This is a genomic window from Klebsiella sp. GW_Kp182 (genome assembly GCF_040062275.1).
Classification (GTDB): domain Bacteria; phylum Pseudomonadota; class Gammaproteobacteria; order Enterobacterales; family Enterobacteriaceae; genus Klebsiella; species Klebsiella michiganensis.
The window spans coordinates 21,388-37,524 of sequence record NZ_JBEAFQ010000052.1 but is presented as its reverse complement, the minus strand read 5'-3'; the positions used below and the strand labels follow the sequence as shown (position 1 = coordinate 37,524).

The following is a 16,137-nucleotide window of genomic DNA, read 5'->3' as shown; positions in this document are numbered from 1 at the left end:
ATTTTCAATTTATCTTAAGTTGCATTCTAAAGGAACCTTCAAAAACGCGCTACGGCGTTTTTTGCTATGTTTATGTTAACCATACGTAATGAGAAAGGCAGATGCGCAAATATTACCTCAGCGAGAAGGTTCGCCAGTTTCACTATGACGCCGACGGAAACAAACATAGCGTCAATCTGCGGCAAATTGTCGCCTTACGCGATTTCGCTGACGTGAAGCGCGGCGATGAAGGCGGCTGGCTGGACAATGAAGCAGCCCTGAGCCACGAAGGCGAGTGCTGGATTTATGACCCGAATAGCGCGGTGTTTGCCGGTGCGAAAATCGAGGGCAATGCCCGCTTAACCGGCGAGTGCATTATCAGCCATGGCGCCATCGTCAGCGATAACGCGCGACTGGACAGCGTGCAGGCAAGCCACTGCGCGCGAATAAGTGACAACGTCACCGTTTCGCATTCGCAGATTCGGGGTTATTGTCACCTGGCCGACAATGCGCAGATCCTCCCCCACTCGCTTATTATCGCCGCCCAGGGTCTGACCGCCGACAGCGACAAAATCCTGCGCATTTATCAGCGGGCAACGGTCAGCGCTTCGCGCATCGTTCACCAGGCGCAAGTTTACGGCGACGCGTTTGTCGAACACGCGTTTGTTGAGCATCGGGCGGAAATCTTCGATTGCGCGCGGCTGGAGGGTAACGACGAAAACGACGTCTGGGTCTGCGATAACGCGCGAGTTTATGGCCACGCGAGGATTATCGCCGGGCGGGAAGAGGACGCCATCCCCACCCTGCGCTACAGCTCGCAGGTGGCGGAGCACGCGGTGGTCGAAGGCAACTGCCTGCTGAAGCATCGGGTGATGGTCGGCGGGCATGCGCACCTGCGCGGCGGGCCGATTCTGCTGGACGATAGCGTGTTAATTGAAGGGCATGCGGTGATTTGCGGCGATGTGGTGATTGAACATCAGGTGACGATCGGCGACAGGGCGCGAATTGAAGCCAGCGCGGGCGACGCCATTTCTATCAGAGGGGAGAAAGTGATAAACGGCGACGAACTTTTTACCCGCACGCCCATTGTCGGCTTTCTATAACCTTTGCTCCCGACCGCGTGGTTTATCAGCTTCAGGCCCCTGCGCGCTGTTCCCCGGGCTACATCTCAGCGCGGCCCGTAGTCAGCCGCGAGCCGGGAATTGCCCGGTGTCACAATCAATAATGCGCCCGTAGATATTCTGGTCATCGTACGAACCGTTCAGATACTCGGCCTGCTTCAGGCACCCTTCGAGGGTGAAACCGTTACGCAGGGCGACCTGATTGCTTCTCTGGTTTGCTACCCGACATTTAATCACGAAGCGGCGAACCGTCCCGCTGCGGGCAAAAGCGTCCATCAGCGCCTGCAGCGCCTGAGAAAGCAGCCCCTGCCCCTGGTGGCTTTCATCTATCCAGTAGCCGATGTATGCGGTCTTATTGATCGGCTCAATCTGGTTAAACGACAGCACGCCGACGATCTCTTCGCGCAGAAAGAGCAAAAACATTTTGGCGTAACCGCGCTGGTGCAGCATCACGTTGCCCTGCACGTGGCGGCGGGTTTCGTCTTCGTGACTGACGTCAGCGGGCCAGCTCAGCGATTGCTGGAGCCAGCGCTGGTTCTTGATCACCAGCTGATGCAGCTCAGCGACGTGGCTTTCATCCACAGCGCGCAGAGAAAGCGACTCGGTGACGGGGATAGTTTCTCTCGCAGGCGCGTTTTCGTCAGTCATAATGGACTCTGATTAATAGTCTGATTAAAAAACAAACGCCCGCTAAGTTACCTTAACGGGCGGAATAAAGGGCAATTATTTCATTACCCGATCGTCAACATAGTTACGCTTGTCTGGCGCTGGCGGGAAGTACTGATAGAGCCAGGTTTCGCTGATCGCTTCCCCCTGGCAGCGCAGGAACATGCGCATTTCGACCGGGTCGGTCGAATCCGAGGTCGGGTACCAGTCAAACTGGATGCGATAGCCATCAAACGGTTCCACGTAGAGAATTTCTATCTGCTTCGCTTCGCCGCTCGACAGGGTAATCACCGGCTCAATGCCTCTTGGCGCCGCGGCCTTCAGGTCGCCGCCGACAAAATCGATAGCAAAACGACGGGTCCATTTATCCGGGTAGTGCTCACCCGGCGCCCAGCCTTCAGGGAAACCGCCCATTCCGGTGCGCGTGGCCAATACCCGCGCCAGCGGCGAACGGACCGGCGGCTGCGCGCTCCAGTAGAGTCGATAGCGGAAGTCCAGCTCATCCCCTGCTTTAACCGGCTTCTCGGGCTGCCAGAAGCAAACGATATTGTCCAGCGTTTCACCGGTCGTCGGGATCTCCATCAGGTTGACGGCCCCTTTACCCCACTGGTTGCGCGGCTCCACCCACAGGCTCGGGCGCTTGTTGTACCAGCCCATGATGTCCTGATAGTGGGAGAAGTCGCGATCCAGCTGCAGCAGGCCAAAACCGCGCGGATTTTTATCCTGGAAAGCGTTGAACTGCAGCTTTTGCGGGTTGTTCAGCGGGCGGCATACCCACTCGCCGTTGCCCAGCCACATCGACAGGCGGTCGGAGTCGTGGATCTGCGGATGGATAGTGTCGCACATCCGCCGTTCGTTATTGCCGCAGCTGAACATACTGGTCATCGGCGCGATGCCCAGCTGTTTGATGTCTTTACGCGCGTAGATGTGGTTTTCCACATCCATAATCACCTGCGTCTCCTGACAGTTCACCACGAACTTATAGGCGCCGGTGACGCTTGGGCTGTCGAGCAGCGCATAGACGGTAAAGACCGTCGCCCCCGGTTTAACGGTCTCAAACCAGAAAGAGGTGAAGTCCGGGAACTCTTCCGGCGTATCGGTAAAGGTATCGATCGCCAGGCCGCGGGCGGAAAGACCGTACTGGTAAGTGCTGTCTACCGCGCGGAAGTAGCTCGCGCCGAGGAAGGCGACGATATCGCGGCGCGCCAGCTCCGGCGCCTTAAATACGCGGAACCCGGCAAAGCCGAGATCGCTCTGGCCTTCCAGCTGTTTGGTGTCGACGCCGGCGTCATTATATTTAAACAGCTCGGGACGGAAGTGAATTTCCCGCGCCTGCTGGGTTTGTGAATCCAGGGAGAACATCCGTACGCGGCGGCGGAACCCCATCCCGACGTGGAAGAACTGAATATCCAGCTTGCGCTCTTCGATATTACTCCACAGGGAGTGCGCAGCATCATACTGAATGCTGTTGTAGGCCTGCGGGGTCAGGTTTGCCAGGGTTGGCGGCAGATCGCGCGGCGCGCCGCCCCAGGGCTGACGCGCAAGATCGTGGGCCATCGACTGAAGTACGGAATAGTCAAAGCGACGGGTCTGGCCGTCGGCAATTCCCGAGTCCTCGGCGAAGGCCGCTTTCGAGAATAGAGAGGCAACTCCTGACGTTCCGCATACGGCGGCAACAGCCATGGAAGATTTGAGAAAACGTCTGCGGTTCATGCCTGAGAGAGCATCCTTCTTCATATGTGAATTGAGACGCGACGTAACAAACCCATGCGTCGTGAATGTCGCTCACTCTAGACAAAAATGATTGATAATCCAATTGTTGACGGCAGAAATGCGTGAAAAAAATATGTCCACCGGACCAGACCGAATCACCGATATCCGGGGGCGGCGATGATTTCGCCAACCGGCGGCGCTTCATGCTGAATCAGGAAGCGGCCAGACGAACGCTGGCCGCGCAGGCGATTATTTTTGCTGCAGAAGATTAAAACTGGTCATCAGGTTGCGATAATCCGGAATATGGTTGGAGAACAGCGTTCCCAGCCCTTCGATATCATTACGCCAGTCGCGGTGTAGTTCACAGGCAACGCCAAACCACGACATCAGCTGTACCCCGGCCTGCGACATACGATCCCAGGCGGCATCGCGGGTAATCGGGTTAAAGGTACCGGAAGCGTCGGTCACCACAAACACCTCAAACCCCTCTTCAATGGCCGAAAGCGCCGGAAAGGCCACGCAAACTTCCGTCACCACCCCGGCAATAATCAGCTGCTTTTTGCCCGTCGCTTTGACTGCTTTAACAAAATCTTCGTTATCCCAGGCGTTAATATTACCCGGGCGCGCGATATAGGGCGCATCGGGGAATTGCGCTTTCAGCTCCGGCACCAGCGGGCCATTGGGGCCGTTCTCAAAGCTGGTGGTTAAGATAGTCGGCAGACCGAAGTACTTCGCCAGGTCGCCAAGGGCAAGGACGTTGTTCTTGAATTTATCGGGATCGATATCGCGTACCAGAGAGAGTAATCCGGTCTGGTGATCGACCAGCAGCACGGCGGCATCACTTTTATCCAGACGAACATACGGTTTGGCCATGGTTTCTTCCTCATTTTAACGTCAGATCTTCCGTCAGAACGCAGGTTCTGCGGATGCAGGGTTAACAGAGCCGATCTTAGTGTAATCGCTGGCTGAGGATTAGCCGCCTAAAGTGGGACGCATTGTTCCATTTGCAGAACGTACCGCGGCAAACGGAGATCTTCCGGACAGCGTTAATCCAGCGTCACATGGTGCTTCATCACCCGCCGAAACAGCGCCAGACGCGCGCGCATAAAACGGTTTTCCACTTTAAAACCGGCCCGCTTGTGCAAACCGATACGCAACAGACGGTCCCGTCCGCGCACGCTGGCGGGCCAGCGCACCGGCCCGGAGAGCTCGTGGCAGCCGTTACCCGCTACACGGGCAAAGCTAGCCCAATAGTCGGCAACCCGGGCGGCAAAGGTCCGGTCGCGCTCGTTCGCATACTGTCGTACCGGCTCGGCAAGGTCGAGATTGTCAAAAACGTACGCCACTTCATTACCGTGCCACGCGCCGTGCGGATAGGTTTGGTGTTCCGCCTCGGCAACGTAGTCAAACCAGTATCGCCAGCACGGTTGCCCTACCCGCTGCTGCGCCTGCATCACCACGTAACCCAGGGTGGTAAAGGCCATATCGCGGCAGACTTCACGCCCTAATGCCTCATCGCCCTTGACGCCGGGATAGAGCAGCTTAATCAAACCGAGACCAAAACGGCGTTCGCGGCGAAGCTTCTGGATCTGCCCGGCGATATCGACGCCAAACACCGCCATGACGCTGGCCTCATCGCTGTTCGAGCCGATCATCACCGGCAGCGGGTGCTGACGCCCGCTAAAAAAAGTCTCCAGCATCGGCTGCGGCAGTACGGCATCGCCAACAATGGGCGCCGGGCCGATGGTAAGCGGCGCGGTCAGCGACCAGAACGCGTCCGCCGGAATCGCCCGCAGCTGTTCGGCGCTGGCCTGCGGTAAAGAGAAGTGCTCCGCGATGAGCTGCCCTTTGGCCAGCGCCTTTTCCCGCGGCAGATCCGGCAAGGTATAGCCGCTCTGAATAATCGCCTTATGGAACAGCCCTCTGGATTTTGGCGAAACCATGAGCGACAGCACGCTGCGCGCCCCGGCGGACTCGCCGAACAGCGTCACGTTGGCCGCATCGCCGCCGAAGGCATGAATGTTCTCCTGAACCCACTGCAGGGCGGCGATCTGATCGAGCAGCGCGAAATTATAGATGCGCTCCCCCTCTTCTTTCTCCAGCGCCGGATGGGCAAAAAAGCCCAGATGCCCCAGCCGGTAGTTAACCGTGACTACCACCACGTCACGGGAGGCTAAGGCTTTACCGTCATAGGGCGGTAAGCTTCCCGCGCCGATGGTATAGCCGCCGCCGTGTAGCCAGACCATCACCGGCAGCGGCTGCGCGCGCGAAGCGGGTGACCAGACGTTAAGGTACAGGCAATCCTCGGAAAAGCGGCCGGGATCGCCGCCGCCGAGCTCACGACAGTACTCAATATCCTGCCAGCTGGAGGCCGAGAAATTCTCCGCCCTGCGCACGCCCTGCCAGCGGGCGGCAGGCTGCGGCGCGCGCCAGCGGAGATCGCCGACGGGCGGCGCGGCATAGGGTATACCGCGCCAGATATGCATGTTCTCTTCAGCGGTGCCGGATAGGGTGCCCTGCCGGGTTTTCACCAGCGGGGTAGACGGATTCTGCATGACCTGCTTCCTTTAACGACTCATGCCAGCAGAGTACTGATTTTACAGCAGACCGCAACGTCGTTTACTGCGCTCTTCCGCCTGTTGATAAAGGGCAAACTCATCATAAACCGGACAGCCCAGCGCCTCCTCAAAGGCCTGGCGGCTGGCGTTGCCGTGGCTGCGGGTCTGTATCTCGTTGCCCAGGTTAGACTGAAAAATCCCGGCGGCGCTGACCGGCAAAAAGTCTTCATAAATAATCGGTTGTGCGATGACCCAGCCGCGTTCAATCAGCGGCTGCGGATCGTCACCCGGACGAAACGCCTGACGGTGCGCTTCGCCGGCGGGCGTCAGGCGATAGCGAAAGTACGCCAGCCCCTGCTGACGCAGCAGGAATTCGCTGTCCGGGAACGGGCTAAACACCTCCTGCAGATGACGCTGATGGGTGAGATTATCTTTGCCTACCCCCGCCTCGCCAAGCAGTCGGTCGTACAGGGCGCGGCCCTTCGGCGTTAAGGCGATACCGCGCTGCTCGATTTCGCCAAAGCGAGCCGTATGCGTGCCTCTATGCTCTCCGGCAAACATCACCGGCTCCTCAAGGGCCTTAAAGCTGGTCTGGCGCAGTAAAATGGGCACATCGCGGCGCGGCGGCCCTTCTATCAACGCTTTTGGCGCGATACCGCACTCGGGCATTAACGCCTGCACCCGGTCAATATCCAGGGTGCGCGGCGTCAGATGATTAATGTGGCAGCCGGGGAAACAGACCACATCGGCAATCAGCCGGTGCTCTTCATGCAGCGCGTGATAGGTTTCCTCATCGACGGTGGCGTGTCGATGCCAGCGAAAGGTTTCCAGCGCCTGTTGCACAAACTCGCGCGCCTCTGCGGCGGTAAACTCCCCTTTCTGTTCATGTAACGCGATCAGTTCACGACAGCGCGACGTGAAGATATCGCGTCGGGAAAGGATATCCGCCGCCCGCTGACGCAAAGCTTCATTGGCGATAAGTTCAAGTCGCAGAAGCGAGGTAAAAACGCGAAACGGATTGCGCGCCAGCGCGGCGTCATCAATGGGGCGAAACGCGGTGGAGTGAACCGGTACGCCGGCCTGCGACAGATCGTAATAGCTGACGGGATACATTCCCATAATGGCAAACATGCGACGCAAGGTCGCCAGTTCCTCCGCCGTACCGACGCGGATCGCGCCGTGGCGTTCAACGTTCAGCCGCGCCAGTTCATCGGCGTTGGCCAGTTGTTCGTGCAGCGTCGGGTTATTCTCCAGTATGGCCAGGTTAACGTCGGCCACCAGCTCCAGTAGCGTCCCGTACTGCGGAACTTCCTGCTGGTACATCGCCGACATCGCCTGCGAAAAGCTTTCCCGAATCTCATCAGCCGTGATGGTGTTCGCCATGATGTCTTACCTCCAGTGAATTCTCCCTGGAGTGTAGGAAAGCTCTCTGCAGACGGCGGGAAGAATTTACAAACTGTGATGCCGGTAGCTGGCCGGTTTATTTTCACCCGCTCACTTCATAACCGCCGGTTATGTTAAACACCCTTTAATTTCACTTTAAATTAACAAAACATTTACACACACTGCGAGTGGCGACATTACAACAACATGCCTCTCTACCGATAATATGGAGTACCCTCATGAACGAAAAATGGTCACCGCGCGAGGTCCTGCACCGCGACTACAGCAGCCATCCTCCCGCTTACGCCCCGGGCTATAAAACCAGCGTGCTGCGCTCGCCGCGCAATGCGCTCATTTCCCTGCAGAATTCCCTTTCTGAAATCACCGGACCGGTGTTCAGCAGCGACGATCTCGGCGCGCTCGATAACGACCTGATCCTCAACTACGCCAAAGACGGCCTGCCGATTGGCGAAAGGATAATCGTCCACGGCTACGTTCGCGATGGATTTGGCCGACCAATGAAAAATACGCTGGTCGAAGTCTGGCAGGCCAACGCGGGCGGACGCTACCGGCATAAGAAAGATCAATATCTGGCGCCTATCGACCCGAACTTTGGCGGCTGCGGACGGGTGCTGACCGACGAAAACGGCTACTATTGTTTCCGCACCATCAAGCCCGGCCCCTATCCGTGGCGCAACCAGGTAAGCGACTGGCGTCCGGCGCATATTCACTTTTCGCTCTCCGGCGACGCCTGGGCACAGCGCCTGATCACGCAGATGTATTTCGAAGGCGATCCGCTGATTAAACAGTGTCCTATTGTCAAAACCATCAATAACGATGATGCCATCAGGACATTAATCGCCGAGCTGGATACCCATGCCGCCGTACCGCTGGACTCTCTGGCTTACCGTTTTGATCTCGTGCTGCGCGGCCATCGCGCAACGCTGTTTGAAAACCGCACGCAGGGGGCCGCCCGATGAAAGATTATTTACCTGAAACCGCGTCACAAACCGCTGGCCCTTATGTGCATATCGGCCTCGCGCCGGACGCCGCCGGTTTCCATATCTTTGAGAAAAATTTTGGCCCGACGCTGACAACAGCAGACACCGAGGGCGAACGTATTACTATCGAAGGCAGAGTCATCGATGGCTCCGGCACGCCGGTGCGCGATGTGCTACTGGAAATCTGGCAGGCCAACGCCGCCGGGCGCTATAACCATCCCGACGACCGACAGCAGGGCAAGAAGCTGGATGCGGCGTTTCGCGGCTGGGGACGCAGCTGCTCGGACTTCACCAGCGGCGTCTGGCGCTTCGAAACCATTAAACCCGGGGCCGTGGTAGGTCGCGACGGGCGCACCATGGCGCCGCACGTCAATCTGTGGGTGGTCGCCCGCGGGATTAATATTGGCCTCAACACGCGGATGTACTTTTCCGACGAGCAGGATGCCAACCAGGTCGACCCGGTGCTGAATCTGATTGAGTGGGAAGTGCGTCGCCAGACCCTCATCGCGCAGCGCGAGGTTCGCGGCGCGGAGATCGTGTATCGCTTCGATATTCACCTGCAGGGCGAAAACGAAACCGTCTTCTTCGATATCTGAGTTTTTTCTTCCTTTTTCCGCCCCTGCCGGTCAGGGGCGACGCTATATGGCAAACTCAATAAAATCAACTTGTAAAATAATAATATAAAATGTTAATAATATTTTGCTATGAAGTTAACAATTTTAATCGCCCTTACTTGTCACTGGGACGCCTCTGTTTTTAACATTGATTATGCAAAAAAATGGTCTTTTCAGTCAGCGCATTCGCTTGCGCCATCTACATACTTTCGTGGCCGTCGCTCAACAGGGAACTCTTGGGCGCGCGGCTGAAACCTTAAATCTGAGTCAACCGGCCTTATCCAAAACGCTAAACGAACTGGAGCAGCTGACCGGTACCCGGCTGTTTGAGCGTGGACGCCTCGGCGCGCAGCTCACGCTGGTCGGCGAACAGTTTCTCACCCACGCGGTTAAAGTGCTCGACGCGCTCAATACCGCGGGACAGGCGCTAAACCGTAAAGAAGGCCTCAACAGCGATATCGTGCGCATCGGGGCGCTCCCCACCGCCGCACTGGGGATCCTGCCCTCGGTGATCGGCCAGTTCCATCAGCAGCAAAAAGATATCACCCTGCAGGTGGCGACCATGAATAACACCATGCTGCTGGCCGGACTAAAATCGGGAGAAATCGATATCGGTATCGGACGGATGTCCGATCCGGAGTTGATGAGCGGGTTGAACTATGAACTGCTGTTTCTCGAATCCCTGAAGCTGGTGGTTCGTCCGGGGCATCCGCTGCTGCAGGAAACGGTTACGCTGAGTCGGGTCATGGAGTGGCCGGTGGTGGTTTCGCCCAAAGGTACGCTGCCGCGACAGAACGCCGAAACCCTGCTGCAAAGCCAGGGCTGCAAAATTCCGTCTGGCTGCATCGAGACGCTGTCGGCTTCCCTGTCGCGCCAGCTCACCGTCGATTACGACTACGTCTGGTTTGTCCCCTCCGGTGCGGTCAAAGACGACCTGCGCCGTGGGCTGCTGGCCGCGCTGCCGGTGCCCACCCAGGGCGCGGGCGAACCGATAGGTATTCTCACCCGGGTGGACGCCACGCTCACCGCGGGAACACAAACCCTGCTGAGCGCCATTCGTAAATCGATGCCCGTCTGATCGCCCTCTCCCCGACCGTTATCCGCGTCGGGGAGATCTGACCGCCTGATTTCCTTTTCGCACCCACCATATTCACCACAATAATCAATTAGTGCGAAATCATTCATTAACAATTGCGTAAATTTCTTTAACAGATCTATCATAGCCACGATTTCACCAAATGGTTCACTCGAAATCAATAACAGTAAAAAACCTGCTTTTATGAAGGTCAACATCGCTTCATTCAAAAGCCTTCACTTGAGAAATTGATTCATCTGGTTCACGCCTGTTCAGGGGTGGTTAAGGAGAAAAAATGGCAACTGGCAACGCGCCGCGAGGATTCCCCCGGGTCCTGCAGTGGCTTCTCGCCGGGCTGATGCTGATCATCGGCCTGGCTATCGGTATTCTTGGTGCAAAGCTCGCCTCCGTTGGCGGGACCTTCTATTTTGCGATTATGGGCCTGGTGATGGTTATCGCCGCGGTGCTCATTTTCCGCAGCCGTCGCGGCGGTATCATACTGTACGCGATAGCGTTTATCGCCTCGATCGTCTGGGCCATTAGCGATGCCGGCTGGACCTACTGGCCGCTGTTCTCGCGCCTGTTCGCGCTCGGCGTACTGGCCTTCCTTGCCGCGCTGGTCTGGCCGTATCTGTCCCGGCAGCCGGCGAAAAAAGGGCCGTCGTTTGGCCTGGCAGCGGTGCTGGCGGTGGTACTGTTGGTTAGTTTCGGCTGGATGTTTAAATCCCAGCCGCTGGTCAGCGCCAGCGAGGCGGTGCCGGTTAAACCGGTCGCCGCGGGCGAGCAGCAGAAAAACTGGGCGCACTGGGGCAACACCACCCACGGCGACCGTTTCGCCGCCCTCGACCAGATTAACAAACAGAACGTTGACCAGCTGCAGGTTGCCTGGGTCGCCCACACCGGGGATATCCCGCAGAGCAACGGCTCCGGCGCGGAAGACCAGAATACGCCGCTGCAAATTGGCGATACGCTTTACGTCTGTACGCCCTACAGCAAGGTGCTGGCGCTGGATGTCGATAGCGGTAAAGAGAAATGGCGCTATGATTCAAAAGCTACCGCGCCGAACTGGCAGCGCTGCCGCGGCTTAGGCTATTACGAAGAGAGCCAGGCCCAGGTTTCCCCTGCCGCCGACGCGCACCCGGCCGCCTGCTCCCGCCGCCTGTTCCTGCCAACCACCGACGCCCGTCTGATCGCTATTGATGCCGATAACGGTAAACTGTGCGACGCCTTCGGCGACCACGGTATTGTGGACCTGAGCGTTGGCATGGGGGAAATCAAAGCGGGTTACTACCAGCAGACCTCCACGCCGCTGGTGGCGGGTAACGTGGTCGTGGTTGGCGGTCGCGTGGCGGATAACTTCTCCACCGGCGAGCCCCCGGGCGTCGTTCGCGCCTATGATGTTCATACCGGCAAACTGGCGTGGGCATGGGATCCGGGCAACCCGAACCTGACCGGCGAACCGCCGGCAGGACAGACCTACACCCGCGGTACGCCGAACGTCTGGTCGGCCATGTCCTATGACGCGAAGCTGAATCTGATTTATCTGCCAACCGGTAACGCGACGCCGGACTTCTTTGGCGGCGAACGTACCGCGCTGGACGATAAATACAGTTCCTCCATCGTGGCCGTTGACGCCACGACCGGCCAGGTACGCTGGCATTATCAGACCACCCATCACGATCTCTGGGATTTCGACCTGCCTTCCCAGCCGCTGTTGTACGATCTGCCTGACGGTAAAGGCGGCACCACGCCGGTGCTGGTGCAAACCAGCAAGCAGGGCATGATCTTTATGCTGAACCGCGCCACCGGTGAACCGGTCGCCAAGGTTGAGGAACGTCCAGTCCCGGCGGGCAACGTCAAGGGCGAGCGCTACTCGCCGACCCAGCCCTACTCCGTCGGCATGCCAATGATCGGCAACGAGACGCTGACCGAGTCGGATATGTGGGGCGCGACGCCTGTCGACCTGCTGCTGTGCCGCATCCAGTTTAAAGAGATGCGTCACCAGGGCGTCTTCACCCCGCCGGGCGAGGATCGTTCGCTGCAGTATCCCGGCTCGCTGGGCGGGATGAACTGGGGCAGCGTGTCGGTTGACCCGAACAACAGCCTGATGTTCGTCAATGATATGCGCCTTGGCCTCGCCAACTATATGGTACCGCGCGCCAAAGTGGCGAAGGACGCCAGCGGTATCGAAATGGGGATTGTGCCGATGGAGGGCACGCCGTTCGGCGCCATGCGCGAACGTTTCCTGTCGCCGCTGGGCATTCCGTGCCAGAAACCACCGTTCGGCACTATGTCAGCGGTTGATTTGAAAACCGGCAAACTGGTGTGGCAGGTTCCGGTGGGCACCGTTGAGGACACCGGCCCGCTGGGGATCCGCATGCATATGCCAATCCCTATCGGTATGCCGACGCTGGGCGCCTCGTTATCAACCCAGTCCGGCCTGCTGTTCTTCGCGGGCACCCAGGACTTCTACCTGCGCGCGTTTGATACCGCCAACGGGAAAGAGATCTGGAAATCGCGTCTGCCGGTCGGCAGTCAGTCCGGCCCGATGACCTACGTATCGCCGAAAACCGGCAAGCAGTACATCATCATCAACGCGGGCGGCGCTCGCCAGTCGCCGGACCGCGGCGATTATATTATCGCCTACGCGCTTCCGCAGCAGAAGTAACCGCCAGGGCCCCAAACGGGGCCCTTTTTGCGGCCCGGGAACCGCCCGGTGGCGGCTGGCGCGAAAGCAAAATCATCTTCAGCCCCCCTAAGCAAGCCATTTTCATTCAGCTATGTTACTATTGCGAATGGTTATCAATAATAACAACTGAACAAGGATAATGGATGAAAAGTTCACCCTGCCGCCTGCTCGCAGGCACCTTTATGTTAGCCGCCGCCTCGGCTCAGGCGTTAAAAGCCCCGGAAGTGGACCTGCGCGATCCGACGATTTGGGAAGAGAAAGCGGCGTCTCCGCTCACCGCCAGCCCACAACCCTGCGAGGTGTTCAGCGGCCCGCACTGCGCGGTCTGGGAAGATGAGAAATCGGATATTCAGCGTGAACGGGAGCGGCGGGAACAGCGGCGATGGCAGAATGGTTATGAAAACCTGCGGCGGGAGTAATCCCTCTTAAACGATAACCCGGGCATGCCCGGGTTATTTTTCACCAGGAAAATCAATTCTCGCCGAAATGAATGACGGTACGAATGGATTTACCTTCATGCATCAGATCAAACGCTTCGTTGATTTGATCCAGCGGCATACGGTGGGTAATAAACGGATCGAGGCGAATTTTCCCCGCCATCGCCTCTTCAACCATTCCCGGCAGCTGGGTACGCCCTTTCACGCCGCCGAACGCGGAGCCGCGCCAGACGCGCCCGGTGACCAGCTGGAATGGGCGGGTTTTAATCTCCTGGCCCGCGCCGGCAACGCCGATGATGACGCTTTCGCCCCAACCTTTGTGGCAGCACTCCAGCGCCGCGCGCATCACGTTGACGTTACCGATACACTCGAAGCTAAAGTCGACGCCGCCGTCGGTGAGTTCAACAATCACATCCTGCACCGGCTTATCGTAATCATTCGGGTTGATAAAGTCGGTCGCGCCCATCTCTTTCGCGAGGGTGAATTTTTCCGGGTTGGTATCCACCGCCAGAATGCGCCCGGCTTTCGCCTGTACCGCGCCCTGGATCACCGCCAGGCCGATCCCGCCGAGGCCGAAGACGGCGACGGTATCGCCCTCTTTTACTTTCGCCGTATTGTGCACCGCGCCGATGCCGGTAGTGACGCCGCAGCCCAGCAGGCAGACTTTATCCAGCGGCGCCTGCGGGTTCACTTTTGCCAGCGAAATTTCGGCCACTACGGTGTATTCGCTGAAGGTGCTGGTCCCCATATAGTGATAAATCGGTTCACCGTTATAGGAGAAACGGGTGGTGCCGTCCGGCATCAGGCCTTTACCCTGAGTGGCGCGCACCGCCTGGCAGAGGTTAGTTTTGCCGGATTTACAGAACTTACACTCGCGGCATTCGGCGGTATACAGAGGAATAACGTGGTCGCCCGGCTGCAGGCTGGTCACGCCTTCCCCCACTTCGACGACAATCCCGCCGCCTTCATGGCCCAGTACCGCCGGGAAAACGCCTTCCGGATCGTCGCCTGAGAGGGTAAAGGCATCGGTGTGGCATACGCCGGTATGGGTGATTTTGACCAGCACTTCGCCTTTTTTCGGCGGCGCGACGTCAATCTCAACGATTGAAAGCGGCTGGCCTGGGCCAAACGCGACGGCTGCACGTGATTTCATATCTCTCTTCCTCGTGGTGATTTTATTTTAAATAGGACCGTAGCAGATGCCCGACTTCCGCCATTCTGGCGGCGCGCTGGTCTGGCGTCGTTTCGCCGCTGACCAGTTCATCCTGCAGATGAATTTCAACCATCTCTCCCATCAGGCCGTTGGCGGCGCCGCGAATTGAGGCGATTTGTTGCAGAATGGTCATACAGGGTTCGCCGGATTCCAGCGCCCGCTCGAGCGCTTCAACCTGGCCACGGATGCGCCTTACCCGACTGAGGGCACGCTTTTTATCTTCAGGTGAATGTGGCATGGTGACGCCCTCCATATCATATAGGGGGGTATACTATATTTATTGTTGCCATGAGGCAAATGGCTTCGCCGCTTTAACCGTAGCATAGCGGCGAGAATTTGCGCTTAGCGGAAGTTGAGGCCCCCGAAGAATGAGACAAAAAAACCCGCCGAAGCGGGTTTATCGAGGTTTAACGCCTGCGAGGCATCATCCTCAGCAGCGTGTTATCTTTCCAGAAGTAGTGGTGCAACAGCGCCGCCAGCGCGTGCAGGCCAATGATAAAGTAGCCGGTATTGGCCAGCAGCTCGTGCCACGCTTTCAGGGTATCCACCAGCTCAAAGTTGCTTTCCGCCGCGTGCGGCATGGTCAGGCCAAACGCGAACCACGGGTTACCGCGGTAGTACATCATGACCATGCCGATGGCCGGCAGCGCGATAAACAGCAGATAGATAACCAGATGCCCCAGATGAGCGAAGCCGGTCATCATCGGCGACGGCTTAGGCACAATTGGCGGCGCCGGGGATTTGAGACGCACCAACAGGCGCACCACCATCAGAACAAAAATAGAAATCCCGCAGGAGACGTGAATCATATTGATGGCGGGTCGAGCGCTGCGGGGGAAAAAGCCCCGCAGCTCCATCGCCGCGTAAGCGCCTATCACTAAAAGAAACACCAGCCAGTGGATGCCAATTTGCAGGCCAGAATATTTATCGCGCATGAGAAACCCTTAATAAAACGGTGATATCGCCAACATAAACACCTTTTATTAAAAATTCATTAACTTTTACGTACTTATAAAAAAACAATTGTCGGTTTCACGCATTTAATGCAAAAGCGGCGAGTTATCCCCGGCGCAGGAATACGGGGAACGTATACCTCGGCCTTGACGCTGTATATAATCACAGTACAATACTCCCTGCTATTACCATAAACGGGATAAAAAATGTTCGTAGAGCTGATTTATGACAAAAGAAATTTCGAGGGATTGGCCGGCGCTAAAGAGATCATTCTTAATGAACTGACGAAGCGAGTGCATCGCATTTTTCCCGATGCCGACGTCCGCGTTAAGCCGATGATGACCCTGGCCTCCATCAATACTGACGCCAGCAAGCACGAGAAGGAGCAGATCAGCCGCGCCGTGCAGGAGATGTTCGAAGAAGCCGATATGTGGATGCAGGAAGATTAACGGACGAGTGTTGAGGAAACGATGAACACTTTCAGCATAATAGCCATCCCCCTCTTTGCCGCAGCGGTGGTGATGTTGACGTTGGGGGCGACCCGGAAAAACCGTGCCTGCGCTATCGTCGGCGGCGTTTTGATGGCCGCGACCGTGGTTAACGCGGTGACCGGCATGGCGCTACAGGGCGGGTAACAGAATGAGTTTTGTCTGGTACATGGCGCTGATATGCATTGTGATAGCGTATCTTATGATGACCTTCCTCCCCGTTTAATCCCGGGTTTTCGCCTACCC

Annotated in this window: 17 protein-coding genes; 9 read left to right on the top strand and 8 right to left on the bottom strand. The window is 57.6% G+C overall.

What is annotated here, in order from left to right; genetic code table 11:
• The first annotated feature begins 101 nt into the window (after positions 1-101).
• The gene (gene ydcK, locus ABLU88_RS22400) at positions 102-1,082 is read left to right on the top strand and encodes a YdcK family protein (RefSeq protein ID WP_025107903.1); all 981 of its coding nucleotides are present in this window, start codon (positions 102-104) and stop codon (positions 1,080-1,082) included.
• Positions 1,083-1,163: 81 nt separating this feature from the next.
• Here the strand turns inward: ydcK and rimL are convergent, their stop codons facing one another.
• Together rimL and ABLU88_RS22390 are read right to left on the bottom strand one after the other, a co-directional pair.
• A complete protein-coding gene (gene rimL, locus ABLU88_RS22395) occupies positions 1,164-1,748 on the bottom strand; it encodes a 50S ribosomal protein L7/L12-serine acetyltransferase (RefSeq protein ID WP_004850562.1) in 585 nt (194 codons plus the stop codon).
• Positions 1,749-1,823: 75 nt separating this feature from the next.
• Positions 1,824-3,479, bottom strand: a complete 1,656-nt coding sequence (locus tag ABLU88_RS22390; protein ID WP_004850560.1) for a glucan biosynthesis protein — start codon at positions 3,477-3,479, stop codon at positions 1,824-1,826.
• Positions 3,480-3,601: 122 nt separating this feature from the next.
• Between ABLU88_RS22390 and ABLU88_RS22385 the strand changes: the two genes are divergently transcribed.
• The gene (locus ABLU88_RS22385) at positions 3,602-3,751 is read left to right on the top strand and encodes a hypothetical protein (RefSeq protein ID WP_348838002.1); all 150 of its coding nucleotides are present in this window, start codon (positions 3,602-3,604) and stop codon (positions 3,749-3,751) included.
• Here ABLU88_RS22385 and ycaC read toward each other — a convergent pair.
• The 3 genes from ycaC to ABLU88_RS22370 form a co-directional block, all read right to left on the bottom strand.
• Positions 3,729-4,352 carry an isochorismate family cysteine hydrolase YcaC gene (ycaC, locus tag ABLU88_RS22380; protein ID WP_004850558.1) on the bottom strand — a complete coding sequence of 208 codons (624 nt, stop codon included), beginning with the start codon at positions 4,350-4,352 and terminating at the stop codon, positions 3,729-3,731. The two genes, ABLU88_RS22385 and ycaC, sit on opposite strands and share 23 nt — an antisense overlap.
• Before the next feature lie 173 nt (positions 4,353-4,525).
• Entirely contained in the window at positions 4,526-6,034 is a 1,509-nt protein-coding gene (locus ABLU88_RS22375) for a carboxylesterase/lipase family protein (RefSeq protein WP_048263587.1), read from the bottom strand.
• Between the two features lie 42 nt (positions 6,035-6,076).
• Positions 6,077-7,420: a VOC family protein gene (locus ABLU88_RS22370; protein WP_048263586.1), complete on the bottom strand. Its 1,344-nt coding sequence runs from the start codon at positions 7,418-7,420 to the stop codon at positions 6,077-6,079.
• Positions 7,421-7,659: 239 nt separating this feature from the next.
• Between ABLU88_RS22370 and pcaH the strand changes: the two genes are divergently transcribed.
• The 5 genes from pcaH to ABLU88_RS22345 all read left to right on the top strand — a co-directional run bounded on the left by pcaH (position 7,660) and on the right by ABLU88_RS22345 (position 13,218).
• The gene (gene pcaH, locus ABLU88_RS22365) at positions 7,660-8,400 is read left to right on the top strand and encodes a protocatechuate 3,4-dioxygenase subunit beta (RefSeq protein WP_032749246.1); all 741 of its coding nucleotides are present in this window, start codon (positions 7,660-7,662) and stop codon (positions 8,398-8,400) included.
• Positions 8,397-9,017: a protocatechuate 3,4-dioxygenase subunit alpha gene (gene pcaG, locus ABLU88_RS22360; protein WP_004850549.1), complete on the top strand. Its 621-nt coding sequence runs from the start codon at positions 8,397-8,399 to the stop codon at positions 9,015-9,017. The genes pcaH and pcaG overlap by 4 nt, the downstream gene beginning before the upstream one ends.
• Positions 9,018-9,189: 172 nt before the next feature.
• Positions 9,190-10,113, top strand: coding sequence for a LysR substrate-binding domain-containing protein (locus ABLU88_RS22355; RefSeq protein ID WP_004850547.1), 924 nt, complete (start codon positions 9,190-9,192; stop codon positions 10,111-10,113).
• Between the two features lie 292 nt (positions 10,114-10,405).
• Complete coding sequence (locus ABLU88_RS22350; RefSeq protein WP_348837998.1) at positions 10,406-12,778, top strand: membrane-bound PQQ-dependent dehydrogenase, glucose/quinate/shikimate family; 2,373 nt, start codon at positions 10,406-10,408, stop codon at positions 12,776-12,778.
• 164 nt (positions 12,779-12,942) lie between these two features.
• Positions 12,943-13,218 carry a hypothetical protein gene (locus ABLU88_RS22345; RefSeq protein WP_025107907.1) on the top strand — a complete coding sequence of 92 codons (276 nt, stop codon included), beginning with the start codon at positions 12,943-12,945 and terminating at the stop codon, positions 13,216-13,218.
• A gap of 52 nt (positions 13,219-13,270) precedes the next feature.
• Here the strand turns inward: ABLU88_RS22345 and ABLU88_RS22340 are convergent, their stop codons facing one another.
• The 3 genes from ABLU88_RS22340 to cybB form a co-directional block, all read right to left on the bottom strand.
• Complete coding sequence (locus tag ABLU88_RS22340; RefSeq protein WP_014229209.1) at positions 13,271-14,389, bottom strand: S-(hydroxymethyl)glutathione dehydrogenase/class III alcohol dehydrogenase; 1,119 nt, start codon at positions 14,387-14,389, stop codon at positions 13,271-13,273.
• Between the two features lie 22 nt (positions 14,390-14,411).
• Entirely contained in the window at positions 14,412-14,687 is a 276-nt protein-coding gene (locus ABLU88_RS22335; RefSeq protein ID WP_004101746.1) for a metal/formaldehyde-sensitive transcriptional repressor, read from the bottom strand.
• A gap of 169 nt (positions 14,688-14,856) precedes the next feature.
• Positions 14,857-15,384: a cytochrome b561 gene (cybB, locus tag ABLU88_RS22330; protein ID WP_048263584.1), complete on the bottom strand. Its 528-nt coding sequence runs from the start codon at positions 15,382-15,384 to the stop codon at positions 14,857-14,859.
• Between the two features lie 225 nt (positions 15,385-15,609).
• On the opposite strand from cybB, the gene ABLU88_RS22325 reads away from it, so the two are divergent.
• Together ABLU88_RS22325 and ABLU88_RS22320 are read left to right on the top strand one after the other, a co-directional pair.
• Complete coding sequence (locus tag ABLU88_RS22325; RefSeq protein WP_004101739.1) at positions 15,610-15,852, top strand: DinI family protein; 243 nt, start codon at positions 15,610-15,612, stop codon at positions 15,850-15,852.
• A 21-nt stretch (positions 15,853-15,873) separates the two neighbouring features.
• On the top strand, positions 15,874-16,038 hold the full coding sequence (locus ABLU88_RS22320) for a hypothetical protein (RefSeq protein ID WP_004850538.1): 165 nt from the start codon (positions 15,874-15,876) through the stop codon (positions 16,036-16,038).
• Positions 16,039-16,137: the final 99 nt, after the last annotated feature.

Coding starts and splice junctions, on each gene's coding strand:
- ABLU88_RS22390 (WP_004850560.1), bottom strand. CDS start 3,479: ATGAACCGCAGACGTTTTCTCAAATCTTCCATGGCTGTTGCCGCCGTA.
- cybB (WP_048263584.1), bottom strand. CDS start 15,384: ATGCGCGATAAATATTCTGGCCTGCAAATTGGCATCCACTGGCTGGTG.
- ABLU88_RS22375 (WP_048263587.1), bottom strand. CDS start 6,034: ATGCAGAATCCGTCTACCCCGCTGGTGAAAACCCGGCAGGGCACCCTA.
- ycaC (WP_004850558.1), bottom strand. CDS start 4,352: ATGGCCAAACCGTATGTTCGTCTGGATAAAAGTGATGCCGCCGTGCTG.
- ABLU88_RS22370 (WP_048263586.1), bottom strand. CDS start 7,420: ATGGCGAACACCATCACGGCTGATGAGATTCGGGAAAGCTTTTCGCAG.
- ABLU88_RS22350 (WP_348837998.1), top strand. CDS start 10,406: ATGGCAACTGGCAACGCGCCGCGAGGATTCCCCCGGGTCCTGCAGTGG.
- ABLU88_RS22355 (WP_004850547.1), top strand. CDS start 9,190: ATGCAAAAAAATGGTCTTTTCAGTCAGCGCATTCGCTTGCGCCATCTA.
- ABLU88_RS22335 (WP_004101746.1), bottom strand. CDS start 14,687: ATGCCACATTCACCTGAAGATAAAAAGCGTGCCCTCAGTCGGGTAAGG.
- pcaH (WP_032749246.1), top strand. CDS start 7,660: ATGAACGAAAAATGGTCACCGCGCGAGGTCCTGCACCGCGACTACAGC.
- rimL (WP_004850562.1), bottom strand. CDS start 1,748: ATGACTGACGAAAACGCGCCTGCGAGAGAAACTATCCCCGTCACCGAG.
- ydcK (WP_025107903.1), top strand. CDS start 102: ATGCGCAAATATTACCTCAGCGAGAAGGTTCGCCAGTTTCACTATGAC.
- ABLU88_RS22345 (WP_025107907.1), top strand. CDS start 12,943: ATGAAAAGTTCACCCTGCCGCCTGCTCGCAGGCACCTTTATGTTAGCC.
- ABLU88_RS22340 (WP_014229209.1), bottom strand. CDS start 14,389: ATGAAATCACGTGCAGCCGTCGCGTTTGGCCCAGGCCAGCCGCTTTCA.
- pcaG (WP_004850549.1), top strand. CDS start 8,397: ATGAAAGATTATTTACCTGAAACCGCGTCACAAACCGCTGGCCCTTAT.
- ABLU88_RS22325 (WP_004101739.1), top strand. CDS start 15,610: ATGTTCGTAGAGCTGATTTATGACAAAAGAAATTTCGAGGGATTGGCC.
- ABLU88_RS22320 (WP_004850538.1), top strand. CDS start 15,874: ATGAACACTTTCAGCATAATAGCCATCCCCCTCTTTGCCGCAGCGGTG.